Source organism: Clostridium sp. AF36-4, from assembly GCF_003435975.1.
Taxonomy (GTDB): Bacteria; Bacillota; Clostridia; order Lachnospirales; family Lachnospiraceae; genus Eubacterium_F.
In genome coordinates this window covers 1-19,507 of sequence record NZ_QTVH01000008.1, presented here as the reverse complement: position 1 = coordinate 19,507, position 19,507 = coordinate 1, and the positions used below count along the sequence as shown (strand labels likewise).

Genomic DNA, 19,507 nt, shown 5'->3' with positions numbered 1-19,507 from the left:
TTATGTGCCAATGTACTCAACACAGCAGATTTCACCATATATTTTGCAGTCTTCTTTGGTAAACCGGTCTATCCTAAGACATGTGCCGCGGACAATCAGCTTATTGTGCTTTCCCTGTAACTTAATCTGCTCCGATGTATAATCAATAATGGACTGGTAGTTTTCAACCAGCACCATTTCTTTTCCATACAAATTCACAACCGTTGTGTTTTCTAAAATATCCGGTGCCAAATGAAGTTTTTCCGAAAGGTTTCCCATAAAAACACAGCCCTTTTCTTTTATTCTATGCCATTCCTACGGTTGCGGTTCCAAAGCATAAGAAAAAGTCTGTCTCCATAATAGTTTATGAAAACAGACTTTCTCATATGTGCTTCTTATTTGTATTTTCTTTTACGAGCCGCTTCAGACTTTTTCTTACGTCTTACGCTTGGTTTTTCATAATGCTCTCTCTTACGAATCTCCTGCTGAATACCAGCTTTTGCACAGTTTCTCTTGAAACGGCGCAATGCGCTATCCAATGATTCGTTTTCTTTAACTGTTACACTAGACATTGTATCACACCTTACCTCCCTCCAGTTGTAGATTGTGCTTCAATACAACTGATCGGGTATTTTTTCGCACTACCTAAGATTATACCATAAAATTCCCATACGTCAACTGTTTTTTGCAAATTCGTCTAAAGTTCCGAAGCGAAATCCCTTTTTCTTAAGGAAAGTAAGAACTTCTCCCAACGCCTCGGTATTTGACTTTGAGCACGCATGAATCAGTGGAATCATTCCATTATGGTAATAAGTCTTAAATTTGCGAATCACAAAATTCTTTCCCGGCTGATTGGCCGTGTCGTAATCATAATAAGCTAAACTCCAAAAAATCGTCGAATATCCCATTGATTTAGCCACCTTAATACTCCGCATGCTAAAGTTTCCCTCCGGCGGACGGATAAAAGGATCCATTTTAAAACCAGACTTCTTTTTCATTACTTTTTCGCAGTCTTTGATTTCTCTCTGAATACGTTTTACACTCAGTTTTGCCATTCTTGGATGGTGTGTGGTATGATTTCCTACGAGATGACCCTCTTTTTTCATTTTCTTTACCAATCCCGGATTTGACATAATATAATCTTTTGTCACAAAAAAGATTGCTTTTGCATGGTGTTTTTTCAGTGTATTCAAAATTTTCTTCGTATATCCGGCTTCGTAGCCGCAATCAAAACTCAGATATACAACCTTGTTCTTTTTTGAACATTTTCCTATGTAATAAGCATGGTCTTTTTTGCATTTCCATCCTGTCGGTCCGGTTCCATTCGGTTTTTTGTGATTTAAATTCTGTCCTAATCCCCAATCATACGACCGCGTAGAATATGAAGAAAGTGCCCGTTTTGCCTGACAATCCACCTTCCCACACATCATGCACACCATAACTGCCAAAATCATCGTAAAAATTCTTTTCATCATTCACCTTTCCTCCTTTCATAAAAAAATACCAGCAAGTAACGCTCCTGCCACTGCCCCAACTGCCACAATCACAAGTCCTGTATCAAAATATGCAAGAATAAGTGCTACAAGCGTTCCCGCCGTAGAAGTAACTACATTTCCGGTTGCCGTAAAAATAGCCGGAAACGTAAGTGCCGCCAATACCGCATAAGGCACATAATACAAAAAGGACGTAAGCCACTGCGATGTAATTTCTTTTCGAAACACCGTAATTGGAAGAACGCGAATCAGATAGGTAATCACTGCCATTACCGCAATATAAATCAACTGCTCTGTCATGCTTTAACCTCCTTTTTTACCGGGAACATAAACGCTCCTATAGATGCTGCAATCACGGTAGAAAGAATCACCTGAAAGCCAATGGAAATTTCTTTGAGTACCGGTGTCGCAGTAAAAATACACTGGCAGATAACAGCAATACCAATAACAAATAAAACGGCCTTGCTCTTTTTTGCCGGCGGTATGATAATTGCAATAAACATCGCATACAGACCAAGTTCCATCGCAGCTGATAAAGCCCCCGGCATAATCTGAGACGCAAGTGCCCCGGCTGCGGTACCAACTGTCCATCCAAAGACCGGCACCGTAATCAAGCCATACATAAAGCGCGCCGACAAAGATTCTGTCTCCATTGATGACACTGCAAAAATCTCATCCGTAATACCATAGCCAATCATCAGCCGCTGGCGTAAAGTCATCTTCTTGTCCACTTTCTGCGATAAAGAAAACGACATCAACATATATCGCACATTAATAATAAACGTAGTCATTGCCATTTCTAAATAACTGCCATGTGCTGCCATAATTGCCACTCCGGCAAACTGTCCGGCAGATGTTACATTGGCAACAGAAATCAAAATCGTAATCCACACAGGAATTCCTGCATTTACTGCTTTTACACCAAATGTAAAGGACACCGACAAATAACCGATTGCAATCGGCAGTCCTTTTTTTATCCCTCGTATCCAATCATTCATTTTCCTTATGAAAAGTCACTGTAATCTCAGTTCCTTTATCCTCCTCGCTTGTTACTTCAATATCCGCATGATGAACTGCCACAATATGTTTTACAATAGCAAGTCCAAGTCCGGTTCCGCCGGTTTCTCTCGAACGCCCCTTGTCCACCCGGTAAAAACGTTCAAAAATACGTTCCTGATTTTCTTTGCTGATTCCAATTCCGGTATCTTTTACACAAAATATGACGGTATTTTCCGTTTCCGCCAAACACACTACAACCTGACCGTTTTCTTTATTATAGCGAATTCCGTTATCAATTAAATTATATACCAGTTCCTCCAGCATTTTTGTCACGCCATGAATCATCACAACTTCCGGCACTGTCTCCAGATGAAGCGTAACATTTCTCTTTTTTGCCGCCAAAGCAAGCAAATCCCCGCAGTTACGTACTGTATCCGCAAAATTCACCCACGCAAAATCATCGTTAAAATTTCTTGTATCCAATTCAGATAACTGCAAAATATCATTAATCAAAGTCAGAAGACGCGACGAATTTTTCTGGATTTCCCCGGCAAAACGTACCGCATCTTCTCCTTTTGCCATTCCTCCGGCAATCAGTTCCGAATAACCGGAAATTGATGTCAAAGGCGTTTTCAATTCATGGGAAACATTCGCCGTAAATTCCTGCCGCATATTACTACTTTTTACAATATCCCGGTGCTGCTTTTGAATCGTATTCAAAAAAGGAGTTAATTCTTTGTAACCGGTTGCCAGTTCCTCGCGATCCATGTTCTTTGCAAGCATTTCAATCGGTTTAACAATACTTTTCGCAAATAATCTTGATAAAAAGATAGACACCACAAACAAAAGAATCGCAATTCCTCCAATAAATGGTGAAACTCGTATCAAAAAGCTAATAAAACTCTGACTTTCTTTTGCCAAACGGAGAATATTACCATTGCTTAACCGTATTGCATAGTAATAAGAAGCATGAGATAATGTATTAGAGGTTCGGATGGATTTTCCACTTCCCTTTTCTATCGCCTCTTTTACTTCGGGACGTTCTTTGTGATTTCCTAAAACGTCTGCATTTACATCCGAATCAGCTAAGACAACTCCGTCTTTGTCAATCAGTGTCACGCGTATGTTATCAACTTTTTTCTGCGAGATAATGCGGTCAGTATCTTTATAATTTACTAAATCCTCTCCTAACATATCGGCACAGGTGTGAAGATTCTCAATGACCTCATTTTGAAACAAATTATAAAACACAACCGTTGTTAATAACAACACGGCAATCATCGATATCATAGCAATTGCCATAAAGTTTAACTGCATCCTTTTTTTCATTCTGTTTCATCCTCCGTTTTTCGGAAACAATATCCGACATTTCGTATCGTTTGTATCTGGCTGCCGGCTTCACCAAGTTTTTTTCGCAGCGTCCGAATATGCATATCTAATGTTCTCGATTCTCCAAAAAAATCAACACCCCAAATTAACTCCATCAAAGAATCCCTTGTCATCACCTGGTCTGCATGGCTCATCAGTACCTGCAGTAATTCAAATTCTTTGTAAGTAAGCGGGCATTTTTCCCCTTTTACAAAAACTTCTCTGGCGTCCTTATTTAATTCGATTTTCTGCCGGTTTCCAATGACAGAAATTTGTTTCTTTTTGCTCGAAAATCGTCGCAGCAAAGCCCGGATACGTGAAACAAATTCCATTACACCAAATGGCTTTGTCAAATAGTCATCTGCCCCACAGTCAAGCCCCCTCACAATATCCAACTCTGAATCTCTGGCTGAAACCATAAGAATCGGAATCTTTGCATACAATTCTTTTTCACGGATTTCTTTCACGATATGAAAACCATCTGCATCCGGTAACATCACATCCATCACAATCAAATCCGGTATTTTTTTTTTGCACGCTTTCCAAAAAGCGGAAACGCTTGTCAAAAGTGCCACCTCATGCCCAGCATTTTTTAGTGCAAAACTTTCAATTTCTCCAATTCCATCATCATCTTCAACAAGATAAATCAGTGCCATTTATATCCCCTCTTCTTTCCTTATTATTGCAAACTCATCGCAATACAGCAGTCATTTCCAACTACTGTCACTTTACCATAGGAACCGCAGATAAGCGGCATCATCGGTGCCACATGTCCGATATCCAAATCCATAAAAATTGGCACATCAAACTCACTTAATATAGAAAGAACCGCTTCGTATTGGTCAAGTCCAGCAATTATCTGCCCCTGTACACCGGGACGTCCAATCAGAAAGCCACGACAAGTATCAAACCAGCCCGCCTGCTTCAAACTCCACAAAGTTCTTCTCATCTCAAATACATTCAAATCACAGGATTCCAAAAACCAAAGAATACCATCATCTTCATATTTTTGATTAAATTCCTTTACCTTATCAAATTTCGTTCCCCTCAAATGAGATAAGCAATCTAAGCATCCCCCAAGCAGTCGTCCCTCAATCTTGAAAGATTCGCCTTCTTTCTTATTGGTATGCAGAACAAAAGGCTCTGTGACATGATAGGCAGCTAACGGATGCTGTTCATCTTTTAGTGATTCCTTTTCCCACATCGGATAATTTTGCATCTCAAACTTTTTCCCCTGCAGTAATTCATAGGCATCCTGAATCGATGCATGCCACGGCTCCATACCAAAAGCTCCTGCATTTGGACCGTAAATCGCTGCCGTATCGGTCAATGTTGCAAGTAAAAAAATCAGATTTGTATTGTCTGAGTACCCCATAAACCACTTAGGTGGCAATCGCTTTAATTGTCCAAAGTCAATATATTCAAGTATTTCGCACATTAACTCACCACCGCCACAGGAAATCAATGCCTGATTTGTTTCTTTCTTATAATATTCCATAAATTCAGCCGCACATTTTTTCGGGCTGCTACTGATTCCTACACCATCTGACGCATAACAGTTAAACCCTAATTCAGTCTTAAAACCAAGCGCATTCCATTTTTTCAGACTGTTTTGAAAGGCAGAATAATACGGTTCACCCGCACAGCCAAACGATGGTGCAACAAATCCAATGGTATTTCCTTTTTCAATAAACGACGGATAACGCATATCTCTCCTCCTTATTTATGGTATGGTTCATGATTCATAATGCGGTTTGCACGATAAATCTGCTCAAACAAAATAACGCGCATCAATTGATGGGGAAAGGTAAAATCCGAAAATGACAGCCTCTCATCCGCACGGTCAAGTAAGGATGTATGTAAGCCAAGAGACCCTCCAATCACAAAGGCAATGTGGCTTTTCCCCTGATTCATACACATTGAAAGGTGCTTTGCAAATCCTTCTGAGTCAAATTTCTTTCCCTTTAAATCAAGTGCAATCACATACATCGAATCTTTTATTTTGGAAAGCAGACGTTCTGCCTCCTTTTGCCGTATCTGCTCCTGCTGCAAATCCGATGCCTGTTCCGGTGTTTTCTCATCCGAAACTTCTATAATATCTACTTTCGCATACCGCGACAAACGCTTTTTATATTCATTTACCGCATCTGTATAAAACTTTTCTTTTATTTTTCCTACACATAATATCGTATACTGCATAATGTTTCTTCCTTTACTTTCATATGCCTAGTATAGCACATATACAAATGCCACATCAATAAAAAGAAAAAAATATGCAACTTTTTGAAAGCTGACATATTTTTGACACACACTATCTGTATATTAACACTTGGAAAGTTTATAACTTTCTACTCCCACCCTATTATACGCTTTGACACCTTCGGGTGTCAGGAAAGACACCTCCTCCCAGAGGTGTCTTTTCTGTTGTAGAGATTTTTTCATTCTTATGTAGACAGTGACAAACTGACACATAATGCAGTATCAATCTTTTCAATTGCTTCCGTGTCCAAATGACACACTTTTTCACGTAATCGGGATTTATCAATCGTACGAACCTGTTCCAAAAGAATCACAGAATCTTTTACAATTCCATATTTGTGTGCATCCAATGCTACATGCGTTGGCAGTTTTGCCTTGTGCAGCTGGCTTGTAATTGCCGCACAAATAACCGTCGGGCTATAACGGTTGCCCATATCATTTTGTATAATAAGAACCGGCCGCACTCCACCCTGTTCGGAGCCAATGACCGGTCGTAAATCTGCATAATAAATATCGCCTCGTTTTACAATCATGGTTTCACACTCCCTCATTTGATATTCCTATTATTCCCAATATACGAAGCGATATTCAATTTGTTCAAAAGCTTTTATTATTCTCCTAAATATTTTCTAGGCACACGGTTTGTAATACTGCATACAAACTCATAATTAAATGAATGTGATTTTTCTGCAATCTCCTCAACGGGGATATTTTTTTCTCCATCTTTTCCAAAAATTGTTACCGTATCTCCGATTGCAGCTTCTTTAATATGAGACACATCCACCATAAACTGGTCCATACAGATTCTTCCTAAAATCGGTGCATACTGTCCATGAATCAAAACACGTCCTTTGCCTGACAAATCACGTTTCATGCCATCAGCATAACCAACCGGAATTGTAGCGACCGTCATTTTTTCCTTCGCCGTAAATGTACCACCGTAACTGATACTCGTTCCCGGCTCTACGGTCTTTATATAAGAAATAATCGATTTCCATTGCATGGCAGGTTCCAATACAAGAACATCCTTTGCCACTTCATCAGACGGATACAGTCCATAGGTCGTAATACCGGAACGCACCATATCAAGATTAGCTTCCGGAAATCCAATAATTGAAGCACTATTTGACACATGGTGAATTGGAATCTTAACACCGCGCTTTTCTAATTCCTCGACAAAAGTTATATATTTTCTAAAAGGCTCTCTCGCCGGCTCAATTGTTTTCTCATCCGCTCTGGCAAAATGCGTAAAGATTCCTTCAACTTCCAGTCCCGGCAGTTTCGAAATTTTTTCTACCGTATCCAAAGATTCTTCACTAGGGATAAAACCAATCCGGCTCATTCCGGTATCAACTTTTATATGAATCTTTGCTTTTTTTCCAAGTTTTAATGCTGTCTCACTTAACTGCTCTGCCATTTCCCACGTATACACAGTCTGGGAAATCTGATATTCCACTAAATCCTCATAGGATTCTTCTCCGGTATATCCTAAAATCAAAATCAGTTTATCAATTCCTGCTTTTCGAAGTTCTATGGCTTCCTCTATCATGGCAACTCCGTAAGCATCTACCTGATCATATAATGCCTTCGCAACCTGTACGGCACCATGCCCATAAGCATTCGCCTTCACAATTGCCATTACCTTTGTTCCTTCTTTTATATTTTTATGTACCTCATCGATATTATGCCGGATGGCATCTAAATTAACCTCTGCATAAGTACGATTAAACTGTTTCATTTTCATTTCCTTCTTTCTGAAAACATTTTATATTTGTAAGGACCTCGGTCAAACCATCCAGCAAATCAGATGCCATGACTCCATACGTACTTTTCTGTTTTGCTGCCACATCACCGGAAAGACCATGCAGGTAAACACCGAGCTTTGCAGCCAAAAACGGATTCACATTCTGGGCAAGCAGACCACTAATCACCCCGGTCAGCACATCACCTGAACCACCGGTTGCCATTCCATTATTTCCAGAAACATTGACATAACATTCCGTCCCATCCGAGACAACAGTCCTTGCATCTTTTTGCACCAAAATACAATTTCTTGTCTTTGCGGTATTTTTCGTTGTTCCTAAAATATCCTCTTGTAGTTTGGGTATCGGAATCCCGGTTAGCACACTCATTTCCTTAACATGCGGTGTTAAGACAAAATTATCCCGAAACGTAATATCTTTTTTTGCACAAATGGTTATCGCATCACCGTCTACCACAGTCGGAACTTTTGTATTTGCTAAGACGTACTCCACCAGTTCCTCTGATTGTTTGGATAAACCAATTCCCGGTCCAATCACGACAGCACTTGCAAGCGGAAGTACTTTTTTTATTTCCTCTCTGGTTGAAAAAAGAATTTCCGGCAGTGCACTAAGCAGTGTATCCCGGTTTGATGGTGTCGATACAACATGCACAAGTCCTGCTCCCATACGATATGCGGCTTTTGCTGACAGAAAGCAGGCGCCACTCATAGTATCACACCCGGCAATTACAACCACTCTTCCAAACGTTCCCTTATGTGAATAAGCGATGCGCTTTGGAAGGTTACAAACAATATCATCCGGCTCATAATAGTAAGCATCTGCCTGTGCAAAATCAACGCTTTTCCTTGGAAATCCAATATCCGCCACATAAACTTTTCCGGCATATTCACACCCCGGATACAAAACAAGCCCGGTTTTGTTCACGCCAAAGGTAATCGTCGCTTCAGCCTGTACGGCACAGCCTAGCACTTTCGCACTTTTTGCATGAATACCGGACGGAATATCTAATGAATAAACCGTCACGCCACTTTGATTCATATCTAAAATAACCTGTTCATACACACCGGTTACTTCTCTGGAAAGTCCGATTCCAAAGACGGCATCAATTAAAATGTCGTATTCATCCATCGAAACAAGTGAATAGGTAAGAATCGGGACGTCACATGCCGAAGCAATTACAAGCTGTGTTTTCATTTCTTCTGACATATGTTCCGAATTTCCTACGACTGTAACTGCCGCCTGATATCCCATTTCATGTAAGATACGTGCCACACAGACGCCGTCACCGCCATTGTTTCCAATTCCACATACACATAAAAAAGTATCCGATGGTCCGGCTTTCTCCAAAAGGACGGAAACCACCGACATCGCCGCCTTTTCCATCAAAACAAGACTTGGCATCCCCATTGTACCAATAGCATGGGTGTCAATTGCTTTCGCCTGTTCACCGGAATACATCTCTTTCATAAAAGTCCCTTCTTTCTATTCTTTTACATCGTCTGCCACAGCAATCACAAATGCCGTCGCAACTTCCTTTGTATTTGTGATAGAAATCTTCCAATCGGTAATCCCCATTTCTTCTGCTTTTTTTCTCGCCGCACCATAAAGTGTAACATAGGGGGCGCCGCTTTCTCTTCGCAGAATTTCCACTTCACAGGCATCAATGCCCGCAAAGCCGGTACCAAATGCTTTTACTACCGCTTCTTTCCCGGCAAAATCAGAAGCACCTCTCCTTTTTGCGTGTTCCATCTCCGCCCGTTCCTTTTCCGTAAAAATGCGATGGACAAAATACTCTTTTTCCATCGCTTTTACAACACGGGAAATCTCAATGGAATCTACACCAATTCCAAGTATCATTCTTTTCCCTTCCTTTTATCATATAAATTCATTACATCATGACCTAACAACCCATGCATTAAAGAATAGGCACTGTCCATACTCTCCTCTAAATCATCTTTCCATTCCGTTTTCTCACGGAGGGAAATACGGAGTTCTTCAATTTCCTGCTTTACAATTTTTAACTGCTCATCTCCATTTGCCAGACGCTCAAAACAATAATGTGCCCCTGTAGCAAGCAGTTCTTCATTTGCCTTTTTTATCATTCTCGGAAGTTCAATCAATTCATCTGATTCCGTCTCTATCCGCTCTTTGATTTCCAAAAGAAGACGCTGCTGGTTTTTCTTCTTCTTATCACGTAAAGGCTCTGCATCATTCATCCCAGCCACAATGCCTTCCATCAATTTCTTTTTCGTCTTTTTTAAATCTTTGATGTCATTTACTAAATACCCCTGCCTTTTGAGCAGTTCATTTAATTTCTCCTCAAGCTGAATAATCTCAGCCGGTTTTTCTCCCTGCGGAAACAAGGTATGCCAGCGACGGTCCAACACTAGAATAGGAACCTTTTTCCCTTTTAAAGCTTCTCTCACCAGCGTTTCAAATTCTAAGTCTCGTCGTTTCATACCATTCCTCCTATTCCGGTAAGTTAGAAATATTGTAGGAAAGCCGCATCAAACTTTCTGCCAGATGTACATTTTCAACCGCAATATTTCCCGGAAGATTCAAATCGGTGGCCGCAAAATTCCAAAATGCACTAACACCATACTGTACAAGCTGTTTCGCCACTGCCGGTGCAATTGATTTCGGCAGCGTAAGTGCTGCAATATCTACCGTATGTCCTTTTACATATCCTTCTAAGTCTTTCATGTCATAAACCATCGTATGACCAATCTTTTTGCCAATCTTATCCGGACTGACATCAAAAACTGCTGATACCACAAATCCTCGTTTTTCAAAACCGGCATAATTGGCAAGTGCATGCCCTAAGTTACCGGCACCAAGAATAATGACATGGTAATCCCTGTCAAGTCCCAAAATTTTACCTATTTCATTTTTCAAATAAGGAACATTATAACCATATCCCTGCTGACCAAAACCGCCAAAATTATTAAAATCCTGTCGGATTTGAGATGCTGTCACTTTCATTTGCTTACTTAACTCCCCGGATGAAATACGCTCAATTCCGTTATCCAATAATTCGCTTAAATATCTATAATACCGCGGCAAACGCTTAATTACTGCCGCTGAAATCTTTTTATCTGCCACAAAAGTATCCTCCAACGAAAATAAAAAGTACAAATCAGCCATAAAAAAAGCTGTCTGTACTTATTATAATGGAATGTTAAAAATTAGTCAATCTCCAATGTCCGCAAATGTTTCCATTTTCCCTTCTCAAACGGCTCCGGAATCAGGCAGGAAGACAAACGCAGGCATTTTAATCTGCGAAATTGATATAAAACCTCAATATGTTTTAACTCCAATGGCTTAAACTCATCAAATCCTGCTATCTCTATCACTTCAAGATTCGGAAATTCGCAGAGTGCATTTAAATCAAAGGACTCTTTTGTAATCTTCCACAAAGAAACTTTTTTAACTTTCTTTTTTTCTTTTTTCGAAAGCCAGTTCCTTTTGCCTTCTTCATTGCGCTCAATGCGACTGATTGCCTCTTCTCCGTAATAAATTCGATTGATACACATAGTAACCACCCTTTCCTTTTTTTGGTGTTCATAAAATAAGACGATTGAAAACGGCAAAATGTTGCAAAAAAATTAAAATTATTATAAAATATGTTTTTGTTAGAAGTTTTTTGGAGGATTCAATCATTATGATATTAGCATGCAATCATATTTCAAAGGCATTTGCAGACGAAACCGTTTTGTCAGATGCTGTTTTTCATATAAATGAAGGTGAACGCGCTGCCATCGTAGGAATTAACGGTGCCGGCAAAACAACACTGCTGCGAATCATTGTCGGTGAACTTCCGGCAGATTCCGGTGAAATTGTAACAGCTAAAGGAAGTACCATCGGCTATCTCCCACAGCAGCAGGGATATCACTCAGACAAAACAATTTATGAAGAATTATTGGCTGTCAAATCGGATGTCATTGAAATGGACGAAAAAATCCGTGCAATGGAGCAGCAAATGACAACTTTAGAAGGTGCCGAATTAGAGCGTGTGTTAAACCAATACCATAAGCTGCAAACGGCTTTTGAAGATGGTGAAGGATATACTTACAAAAGTAAAGTTCTCGGCGTCATTAACGGTCTTGGCTTTCGCGGAGAAGCGATGCACCAGTGCATCAACAATCTCTCCGGTGGACAAAAAACAAGGGTTGCTCTTGGTAAACTTCTGTTATCAGAACCGGACTTATTGTTGATGGATGAGCCTACAAACCACTTAGATTTGGAATCCGTGCGCTGGCTGGAAAACTATTTAAACGGTTACAAGGGGAGTGTCTTAGTTGTCTCTCATGACCGCTTTTTCATCGACCGCATCGCCGAGAAAATTATTGAAATTGACCACGGCAAAGTAATGACTTTTACCGGTGACTATACCAGTTATTCCGAAAAAAAGGAAAAATTACGCGAGGAAATGATTCACCGCTACTATAACCAGCAGCAGGAAATCAAACACCAGGAAGCTGTCATCCAGAAATTAAAATCCTTTAACCGTGAAAAGTCAATTCGCCGTGCGGAAAGCCGTGAAAAAATGTTAGCCAAAATCGAACGTGTAGAAAAGCCGGTGGAATACGAAAAATCACTTTCTCTTTCCCTGACTCCTTCAGTAATCAGTGGAAATGATGTTTTGACGGTCACGGATTTTGCCAAAAGTTTTGGAGAAAACCACTTGTTTGACCATCTTTCCTTTTCAATTAAACGAGGCGAAAAGGTGGCAATTATCGGCAAGAATGGAACCGGCAAAACAACACTTTTAAAATTAATTCAGGGAATGATTCCGGTTGATGAAGGAAGTGCCGTAACCGGCTCTCATGTCGAAATCGGTTACTATGACCAGGAACATCAGATGCTTAACGATGATAAAACCATCTTTGAAGAAATTCAGGATGATTACCCGGATTTAACAAATACAGCAATTCGTAATGTTCTCGCTGCCTTTTTATTTACGGGAGATGATGTTTTTAAACCGATTCATCTTCTCAGCGGTGGTGAAAAAGGTCGTGTATCATTGGCGAAACTGATGCTGTCAAAGGCAAACTTTTTACTCCTTGACGAGCCGACCAACCATTTGGATATTACCTCCAAGGAAATTTTGGAATCCGCAATTAATAAATATGAGGGAACCGTGCTTTACGTCTCGCATGACCGTTATTTTATCAACCGCACCGCCACAAGAATTTTGGATTTAACCGGGCACAAACTGCTCTCCTACAGTGGAAATTATGCGTACTATCTGGAGAAAAAAGATACGGTGGAAAGCCGCTTTTTAACAGATGACGATAAAACCATGCAGACTTCTGCAAAAAAAGATACAAAAGAAGAAGGTAAGCTTGACTGGCAGGAGCAGAAAAAACTGGCAGCGAAAAAGCGAAAAATTGAAAACGAATATCAAAAAACCGAACAAGAAATTGAAGCACTGGAAACGGACATTGCAAATCTTGATGAGGAACTGATGCGTCCGGAATATGCATGCAATGCTCATAAACTAAACGAATTATCAACCGCCCGCGAAGAAAAAGAAACCGCTCTCACTGCCGCTATGGAGCAATGGGAACGGTTAGCCGAACAATTAGAAGAATTTGAAGTTACTGAGTAATCCGCTTAGTAACTTCATTTGCTTTTGCATAAATTTCCGATGGACTTTCTCCCACAAAAAACTCGCCATTTTCATAGAGAACCATGCCATTTACCATCGTCATTTTCACATTTTCTTTACTACCACTGTATACTAAGTTTTTCACAAGATTATGCACAGGCTGCATATTTGGCCGCTGTAAATCAATTAAAATCAAATCAGCAAACTGGCCTTCCTTTACATACATGCATTCCGGCAGCCCCATTGCCAGTGCACCACCGGTTGTAGCCATCTTTAAAACATCTGCGGCATCCATAACCGCTGCATCCTCATATTTTAACTTCGGAAGAACTGCTGCTAAATACATTTCCCGGAACATGTCAAGCGCATTATTGCTCGCCGGTCCATCCGTGCCAATCGCCAGGTTAATTCCCGCCTTTTTTAAAGCAGGTAAATCCGCAATTCCACTCGCAAGTTTTGCATTGGATGAAGGATTCGTAACAATCGACACCTTTTTCTCCCTGCAAATATTCCGGTCTGTTTCATCCATCCAGACACCGTGGAAACCACCACCGCCATAGTCAAATAAACCAATTGAATCCAAAAACTGGACCGGTGACATACCATAACGCATTTTACATTCTTCCACTTCTTTTTTGGTCTCTGCCAGATGCAGATACACCGGCTGTTTGTATTCATGAGCAAGTTCTGCCATGCCCTCTAACAATTCGCGGCTTGTTGTATATTCAGCATGAACACCAAGGCGAAATGACACCAGTTCATCCCCCTTGTTCAGCGTTTCATATTCCTCCCTTGTGCGTGCAAGCGAACCGGTAAAATTATTTAGTTCGCCACAAAAAACTGTACGAAATCCCATTTGAACCGATGTTTTGGCATGCTGATAATTATCCACATACATATCAAAATTTGAGGTAATTCCACTTGTCAGATATTCTAAAACTGCCACCTTGGATAAGATTTCAATATCCCCTTTCTGCAGTTTTGCTTCCATTGGAAACACCCTGTCATTTAACCAGTTCTGTAATGGCAGATCATCCGCATAGGATCGAAGAAATGTCATGGCAGAATGTGTGTGGGCATTTTTAAAACCAGGCATTAAAAGATTTCCTTCGCAGTCAATTTCCCGTGTAAATTTTCTTTTATTAAGCTCCGAATTATTTTCCCCCACATAAGAAATACGGTTTCCATCAATGTGTACTTCTCCATCAAAGACTTCCGCATCTTCTTCCATCGTAAGAATTTTCGCATGATATAATCGTATGGAAGACATCCTAACACATCCTTTCAATGGCTGATTTCACAAGCGTTTTAAACTTCGGTGCCACACGGTCAGCCACTTCTTTTACCTCCTCATGACTCAATGGATTTGCTGCTGTTCCTCCCGCCATATTCGAAATACAAGAGACACCGCATACGCGCATTCCCATATGTCTGCCGACAATTGCCTCTACCGCCGTGCTCATTCCCACGGCATCAGCACCAAACATACCAAACATTTTCACCTCTGCCGGTGATTCATACGCAGGTCCCGTTGTCTGAAGATAAACACCTTCCTTTAAAACAATATCATTAACTTTTGCTTCTTTTGTGAGAATCTTCCGTAGCTCCAAATCATAAATTGTATCCATGGACGGAAAACGCACGCCAAATGAATCTACGTTTTTTCCAATCAATGGAGATGGCACAAAGGAACTAATCTGGTCAGTCAGCATCATCAAATCTCCTGCCTCCACCTTCTCACTGATTCCTCCGGCTGCATTTGTTAAAAACAAGATTTTCGCTCCCAGTAAACACATCACACGAACCGGCAAAACAACATCCTCCATCGAATAACCTTCATAGTAATGAACGCGCCCCTGCATAATGACAACTTTCGTGTCTCCAATTAATCCAAAAACAAACCGTCCATTATGTCCTGCCACAGTAGAAACCGGAAATCCCGGAATCTCGTGGTAATCAATGGATGCCACGCATTCAATCTCATCCGCTAATGCTCCAAGTCCGCTTCCCAAAATCAAAGCGACCTGTGGCTCAAAGTCTGTAATTTTGCGAATCTGTTTTACACACTCTCTTACTTTTTGTTCCATAATAACCCCTCCTTGTTATATAAACTCTGCAAATACACGGTTGCTGACATCAATTCCAAAATCAGTCAGGCAATACCTGTCACCATTTTCCTTTATCAATCCTTCACGAATGCACTTTTCTAAGGAACTTTGATAATAAGTTTCCATCGGCACTAAAAAATTCTGATAAAACATTTTTCTCGATACACCTTCCATCATCCGAAGTCCCAGATACATAAACTCTGCCATGCAGTCTTCCTTTGTTAATTCCTCTTTTTCAACAACCGGCAATTTCCCATTCTTTATTTTTTGCCCATAAGTCTTAAAATTTTGCTCATTGGAAAACCGCACATTCTCCATGCACGATGACGCTCCTAATCCAAGTCCAAGATAAGGAAAACGTTTCCAGTATTTTTTGTTGTGATCACACTCTTTTCCTGCTTTGGCATAATTGGATATCTCATAGCGGTGATACCCAAAATCCGAGAGCCTCTCTTTCGTCAGTTCATACATCTGCCTGTCCTCTTCTTCCGAAACAGGCGGACATTCCCCATACTTTTCGTAAAACGGAGTTCCCTCTTCCAAAATCAGGCTGTACGAAGAAATATGCTCCGGTGCAAGTTCACACACACGTGTCAATGTCTGCTCGTATCCTGCTACAGTCTGCTCAGGAATTGCCGACATTAAATCCACATTGATGTTAGCAAATCCACATTCTCTTGCTTGATGAAAACTCACCAAAAAATCGTCATAGCTGTGAATTCTCCCAAGACAAGCAAGCTCAGAAGAAATCGTCGACTGAAGTCCAAAACTAATCCGATTTACGCCAGCCTTTTTATAATTTTTCAGTTTTTCAGCGTCTACCGTACCTGGGTTACATTCGATGGTATATTCCATTTTATCAGATAAATGAAATGATTTTACCATTTCATTCTGTAAAACATCAAACTGCCCCTCCGTAAGCAGAGATGGCGTTCCTCCACCGATAAAAATGGTATCTACCACATCATTTGACACCTTATCTTTCCAAAGCCGCATTTCCATAGCAAGTGCTTTTACATACTCATCTTTCAGCGCTTCTTTGGCAGGAAATGAAAGGAAATCACAGTAATTACACTTTTTCACGCAAAACGGAATGTGAAGATACAAGCCAAATGTACTCATTTATTCTTCCTCATCCAGTTTCAAAACACTCATAAATGCCTTCTGCGGAATTTCTACATTGCCAATCTGGCGCATTCTCTTCTTTCCTTCCTTCTGCTTTTCAAGAAGTTTTCTCTTTCGTGAAATGTCGCCGCCATAACATTTGGCAAGGACGTCTTTGCGCACTGCCTTAACCGTTTCACGGGCAATTACTTTATTTCCAATGGCTGCCTGAATCGGAATTTCAAAAAGATGTCTCGGAATTTCATTTTTCAATTTCTGGCACATCTTTCTTCCACGCTCATAAGCAGAACTTTCATGCACAATAAAGGACAGCGCATCGACTTCCTCTTTGTTAATCAAAATGTTTAACTTCACAAGACTTGCTGTCTCATAGCCCTTCATCTCATAATCAAAGGAAGCGTAACCACGGGAACGCGATTTCAACGAATCAAAAAAGTCGTAAATAATCTCATTCAACGGCAGTGTGTATTTCAAAAGTGCACGTGTCTCTTCCATATATTCCATGCCCTGATAGACACCACGTCTTTCCTGACAAAGTTTCATAATGGCTCCCACAAATTCTGTCGTCACCATAATCTCTGCATCCACAACCGGTTCTTCCATATGCTCAATTTCGGATGGATCCGGGAGATTTGAAGGATTCGTCACTTCGACCATTTCCCCGTTTGTTTTATAGACATGGTAAACAACGCCCGGTGCTGTCGTAACCAAATCCAGATTATATTCTCTCTCTAAACGCTCCTGAATAACTTCCAAATGTAAAAGTCCTAAAAATCCACAGCGGAAACCAAATCCAAGGGCAACCGAAGTCTCTGCCTCAAACTGTAACGAAGCATCATTTAACTGCAATTTCTCCAGTGCATCGCGCAAATCCTGATATTTGGCACCATCGGCCGGATAAAGACCACAGTAAACCATCGGCATTACCTTTTTATATCCCGGCAGTGCCTCTTTGCATGGATTTTCAGCATCTGTTACGGTATCACCGACACGTGTTCCCTCTACATTTTTCAAACTGGCAGTAATATAGCCAACCATGCCCGCGGTCAATTCTTCGCAGGGAATAAACTGACCGGCACCAAAAGTACCCACTTCAACCACTTCTTCTTCCAAACCGGTCGCCATCATGTGAATTTTCGTTCCCTTTTTCACGGTACCGTCAAATAAGCGACAGAAAATAATAACCCCTTTATAGGAATCATAAACAGAATCAAAAACTAAAGCCTTAAGCGGTGCTGTATCATCACCCTGCGGTGCCGGTATTTTTTTCACAATCTGCTCCAACACTTCTTCAATGTTCGTTCCTAATTTTGCGGAAATCAATGGGGCATCCTGTGCCTCAATTCCAATGACATCCTCAATTTCATTTTTTACACGGTCTGGGTCAGCACTCGGCAAATCAATTTTATTGATAACCGGCATAATTTCCAAATCATGGTCAATTGCCAGATAACAGTTTGCTAACGTCTGTGCCTCAATTCCCTGTGCCGCATCGACAATCAAAATGGCGCCCTCACACGCCGCCAGACTTCTTGATACCTCATAATTGAAATCCACGTGTCCCGGTGTATCAATCAGGTTAAACAAATATTCTTCACCGTTTTTTGCCGTGTACGCCAGACGAACTGCCTGTGATTTAATCGTAATTCCACGTTCACGTTCCAATTCCATGTTGTCAAGCACCTGTGCCTGCATCTCACGGCTTGTAAGCAGTCCGGTCCGTTCAATAATACGGTCGGCAAGCGTTGATTTTCCATGGTCAATATGTGCTACAATACAAAAATTTCTTATATGATCTTTTCCAATAACTGACATAATTGTAATTCTTTCCTTTCCTACCACAAATCTATCCCTATCTTAGCATAATTACACATATTTTGCCACAAAAAGTTCCTATCCGCCTTGTCTTTTCCACATTTATGGTGTAGAATACAGATAATTAAATCAAGGAGGGACACAAAATGAGAAAACAGATGGCTAAAATACTAACCGCCGTTTTGCTGCTCGGCACATTGACTGATGTCTCGACTGCAAAAGCAGTGGCACCAAAGCTAAATAAATCCAAATTAACACTTTACATTGGAAGTAATTACACATTAAAAGTAAAAAAAGCTTCCGGCAAGGTAAAATGGACTTCCGGTAAAAAATCCGTTGCAACCGTTTCTTCCAAAGGAAAAGTAGTTGCAAAAAAAGCGGGAAAGGCTAAAATCACAGCAAAAATTGGCAGCAAAAAGCTGATTTGCCGGCTGACAGTAAAAAACCGATCACTTGGAAAAGGAACAAAGGCAAGTCCAAGGTCCGCTTATAACAACAATTCCTTTACCTTCTATGAGGAAGGCAAAAAAATCGGGAAAATTTCCATGCAGTTAGAGTCCTTTGCTTCCGGTGCCGAATCCGCTAAATTAGCAAAAAAGAATTCATCTAATTTAGTTCCAAAATCAAATGAGGAATATTTGTATTTCCGCTTTAAGATTACCTATCATTCGGGTACACAGACAATTAAGGCAAAAGATGTTTTTAATTACTACTACAATATCTTCGGAGCAAACTCTACAAAACAGATGACAAACTTAGATTGGGGATTCTTCTTTGAAGATGTCGATGATTTAGGTCAGGTGTTGTTATCTCCTGGCAACACGATAACTTGTGGCAAAGCAGTCTTGGTAAATAAAGGATTTGCCCCATATACTTACCGTATTCAGACCGGTAAGAACACTTACACTTGGTTTACAACAGCAAGATAATCAAGATAATCATGACCACCAGCTCAGCTGGTGGTTTCCTCTGCGGCTATAAGCCTGT

General features: G+C 40.6%; 22 protein-coding genes. 2 read left to right on the top strand and 20 right to left on the bottom strand.

All coding sequences use genetic code 11. From position 1 onward, the window contains the following. From DW005_RS05860 to DW005_RS05785, 16 genes are all read right to left on the bottom strand, one after another. Positions 1 to 258 (bottom strand): YabP/YqfC family sporulation protein, encoded by a 258-nt coding sequence (locus DW005_RS05860; RefSeq protein WP_117478553.1) that lies wholly within the window; start codon positions 256 to 258, stop codon positions 1 to 3. Positions 259 to 374: 116 nt separating this feature from the next. Beyond that, positions 375 to 551: a 30S ribosomal protein S21 gene (gene rpsU, locus DW005_RS05855; RefSeq protein ID WP_022376776.1), complete on the bottom strand. Its 177-nt coding sequence runs from the start codon at positions 549 to 551 to the stop codon at positions 375 to 377. 102 nt (positions 552 to 653) lie between these two features. Further along, the gene (locus tag DW005_RS05850; protein WP_117478552.1) at positions 654 to 1,454 is read right to left on the bottom strand and encodes a polysaccharide deacetylase family protein; all 801 of its coding nucleotides are present in this window, start codon (positions 1,452 to 1,454) and stop codon (positions 654 to 656) included. Between the two features lie 15 nt (positions 1,455 to 1,469). Beyond that, positions 1,470 to 1,772 (bottom strand): AzlD domain-containing protein, encoded by a 303-nt coding sequence (locus DW005_RS05845; protein ID WP_117478551.1) that lies wholly within the window; start codon positions 1,770 to 1,772, stop codon positions 1,470 to 1,472. Continuing rightward, complete coding sequence (locus tag DW005_RS05840; protein WP_022376773.1) at positions 1,769 to 2,470, bottom strand: AzlC family ABC transporter permease; 702 nt, start codon at positions 2,468 to 2,470, stop codon at positions 1,769 to 1,771. The genes DW005_RS05845 and DW005_RS05840 overlap by 4 nt, the downstream gene beginning before the upstream one ends. Then, positions 2,463 to 3,800, bottom strand: coding sequence for an ATP-binding protein (locus DW005_RS05835; RefSeq protein ID WP_117478550.1), 1,338 nt, complete (start codon positions 3,798 to 3,800; stop codon positions 2,463 to 2,465). Before DW005_RS05835 ends, DW005_RS05840 begins: the two co-directional genes overlap by 8 nt. Beyond that, positions 3,797 to 4,495: a response regulator transcription factor gene (locus DW005_RS05830; RefSeq protein WP_117478549.1), complete on the bottom strand. Its 699-nt coding sequence runs from the start codon at positions 4,493 to 4,495 to the stop codon at positions 3,797 to 3,799. Before DW005_RS05830 ends, DW005_RS05835 begins: the two co-directional genes overlap by 4 nt. A 23-nt stretch (positions 4,496 to 4,518) precedes the next feature. After that, on the bottom strand, positions 4,519 to 5,547 hold the full coding sequence (locus tag DW005_RS05825) for a S66 peptidase family protein (RefSeq protein WP_117478548.1): 1,029 nt from the start codon (positions 5,545 to 5,547) through the stop codon (positions 4,519 to 4,521). 11 nt (positions 5,548 to 5,558) lie between these two features. Continuing rightward, positions 5,559 to 6,038, bottom strand: a complete 480-nt coding sequence (gene rlmH, locus DW005_RS05820; protein ID WP_022376769.1) for a 23S rRNA (pseudouridine(1915)-N(3))-methyltransferase RlmH — start codon at positions 6,036 to 6,038, stop codon at positions 5,559 to 5,561. A gap of 245 nt (positions 6,039 to 6,283) precedes the next feature. Continuing rightward, complete coding sequence (locus DW005_RS05815; RefSeq protein ID WP_022376768.1) at positions 6,284 to 6,631, bottom strand: type II toxin-antitoxin system PemK/MazF family toxin; 348 nt, start codon at positions 6,629 to 6,631, stop codon at positions 6,284 to 6,286. A gap of 77 nt (positions 6,632 to 6,708) precedes the next feature. Continuing rightward, complete coding sequence (alr, locus tag DW005_RS05810) at positions 6,709 to 7,836, bottom strand: alanine racemase (protein WP_117478547.1); 1,128 nt, start codon at positions 7,834 to 7,836, stop codon at positions 6,709 to 6,711. Next, on the bottom strand, positions 7,823 to 9,328 hold the full coding sequence (locus DW005_RS05805; protein WP_117478546.1) for an NAD(P)H-hydrate dehydratase: 1,506 nt from the start codon (positions 9,326 to 9,328) through the stop codon (positions 7,823 to 7,825). The genes alr and DW005_RS05805 overlap by 14 nt, the downstream gene beginning before the upstream one ends. A 15-nt stretch (positions 9,329 to 9,343) precedes the next feature. Beyond that, on the bottom strand, positions 9,344 to 9,718 hold the full coding sequence (gene acpS, locus DW005_RS05800) for a holo-ACP synthase (protein WP_117478545.1): 375 nt from the start codon (positions 9,716 to 9,718) through the stop codon (positions 9,344 to 9,346). Then, positions 9,715 to 10,320 carry a hypothetical protein gene (locus DW005_RS05795; protein WP_022376764.1) on the bottom strand — a complete coding sequence of 202 codons (606 nt, stop codon included), beginning with the start codon at positions 10,318 to 10,320 and terminating at the stop codon, positions 9,715 to 9,717. Before DW005_RS05795 ends, acpS begins: the two co-directional genes overlap by 4 nt. A 10-nt stretch (positions 10,321 to 10,330) precedes the next feature. Continuing rightward, positions 10,331 to 10,963, bottom strand: coding sequence for a redox-sensing transcriptional repressor Rex (locus DW005_RS05790; protein WP_022376763.1), 633 nt, complete (start codon positions 10,961 to 10,963; stop codon positions 10,331 to 10,333). A gap of 83 nt (positions 10,964 to 11,046) precedes the next feature. After that, positions 11,047 to 11,394 (bottom strand): hypothetical protein, encoded by a 348-nt coding sequence (locus DW005_RS05785; RefSeq protein ID WP_022376762.1) that lies wholly within the window; start codon positions 11,392 to 11,394, stop codon positions 11,047 to 11,049. A 128-nt stretch (positions 11,395 to 11,522) separates the two neighbouring features. Between DW005_RS05785 and DW005_RS05780 the strand changes: the two genes are divergently transcribed. Continuing rightward, positions 11,523 to 13,472, top strand: a complete 1,950-nt coding sequence (locus DW005_RS05780; protein ID WP_117478544.1) for an ABC-F family ATP-binding cassette domain-containing protein — start codon at positions 11,523 to 11,525, stop codon at positions 13,470 to 13,472. Here the strand turns inward: DW005_RS05780 and DW005_RS05775 are convergent. Genes DW005_RS05775 through lepA form a run of 4 tightly spaced genes read right to left on the bottom strand, consistent with a single transcriptional unit; the run spans position 13,462 to position 18,520 of the window. Continuing rightward, positions 13,462 to 14,742: an amidohydrolase gene (locus DW005_RS05775; RefSeq protein WP_242989374.1), complete on the bottom strand. Its 1,281-nt coding sequence runs from the start codon at positions 14,740 to 14,742 to the stop codon at positions 13,462 to 13,464. The genes DW005_RS05780 and DW005_RS05775 overlap by 11 nt on opposite strands. 1 nt (position 14,743) lies before the next feature. Next, positions 14,744 to 15,559, bottom strand: coding sequence for a purine-nucleoside phosphorylase (locus DW005_RS05770; protein ID WP_117478543.1), 816 nt, complete (start codon positions 15,557 to 15,559; stop codon positions 14,744 to 14,746). A gap of 15 nt (positions 15,560 to 15,574) precedes the next feature. Next, positions 15,575 to 16,702 carry a radical SAM family heme chaperone HemW gene (hemW, locus tag DW005_RS05765; RefSeq protein WP_117478542.1) on the bottom strand — a complete coding sequence of 376 codons (1,128 nt, stop codon included), beginning with the start codon at positions 16,700 to 16,702 and terminating at the stop codon, positions 15,575 to 15,577. Further along, on the bottom strand, positions 16,703 to 18,520 hold the full coding sequence (lepA, locus tag DW005_RS05760; RefSeq protein WP_117478541.1) for a translation elongation factor 4: 1,818 nt from the start codon (positions 18,518 to 18,520) through the stop codon (positions 16,703 to 16,705). It lies immediately after the preceding gene. 146 nt (positions 18,521 to 18,666) lie between these two features. Between lepA and DW005_RS05755 the strand changes: the two genes are divergently transcribed. Then, positions 18,667 to 19,449 carry an Ig-like domain-containing protein gene (locus tag DW005_RS05755; protein WP_117478540.1) on the top strand — a complete coding sequence of 261 codons (783 nt, stop codon included), beginning with the start codon at positions 18,667 to 18,669 and terminating at the stop codon, positions 19,447 to 19,449. Positions 19,450 to 19,507 lie beyond the last annotated feature (58 nt).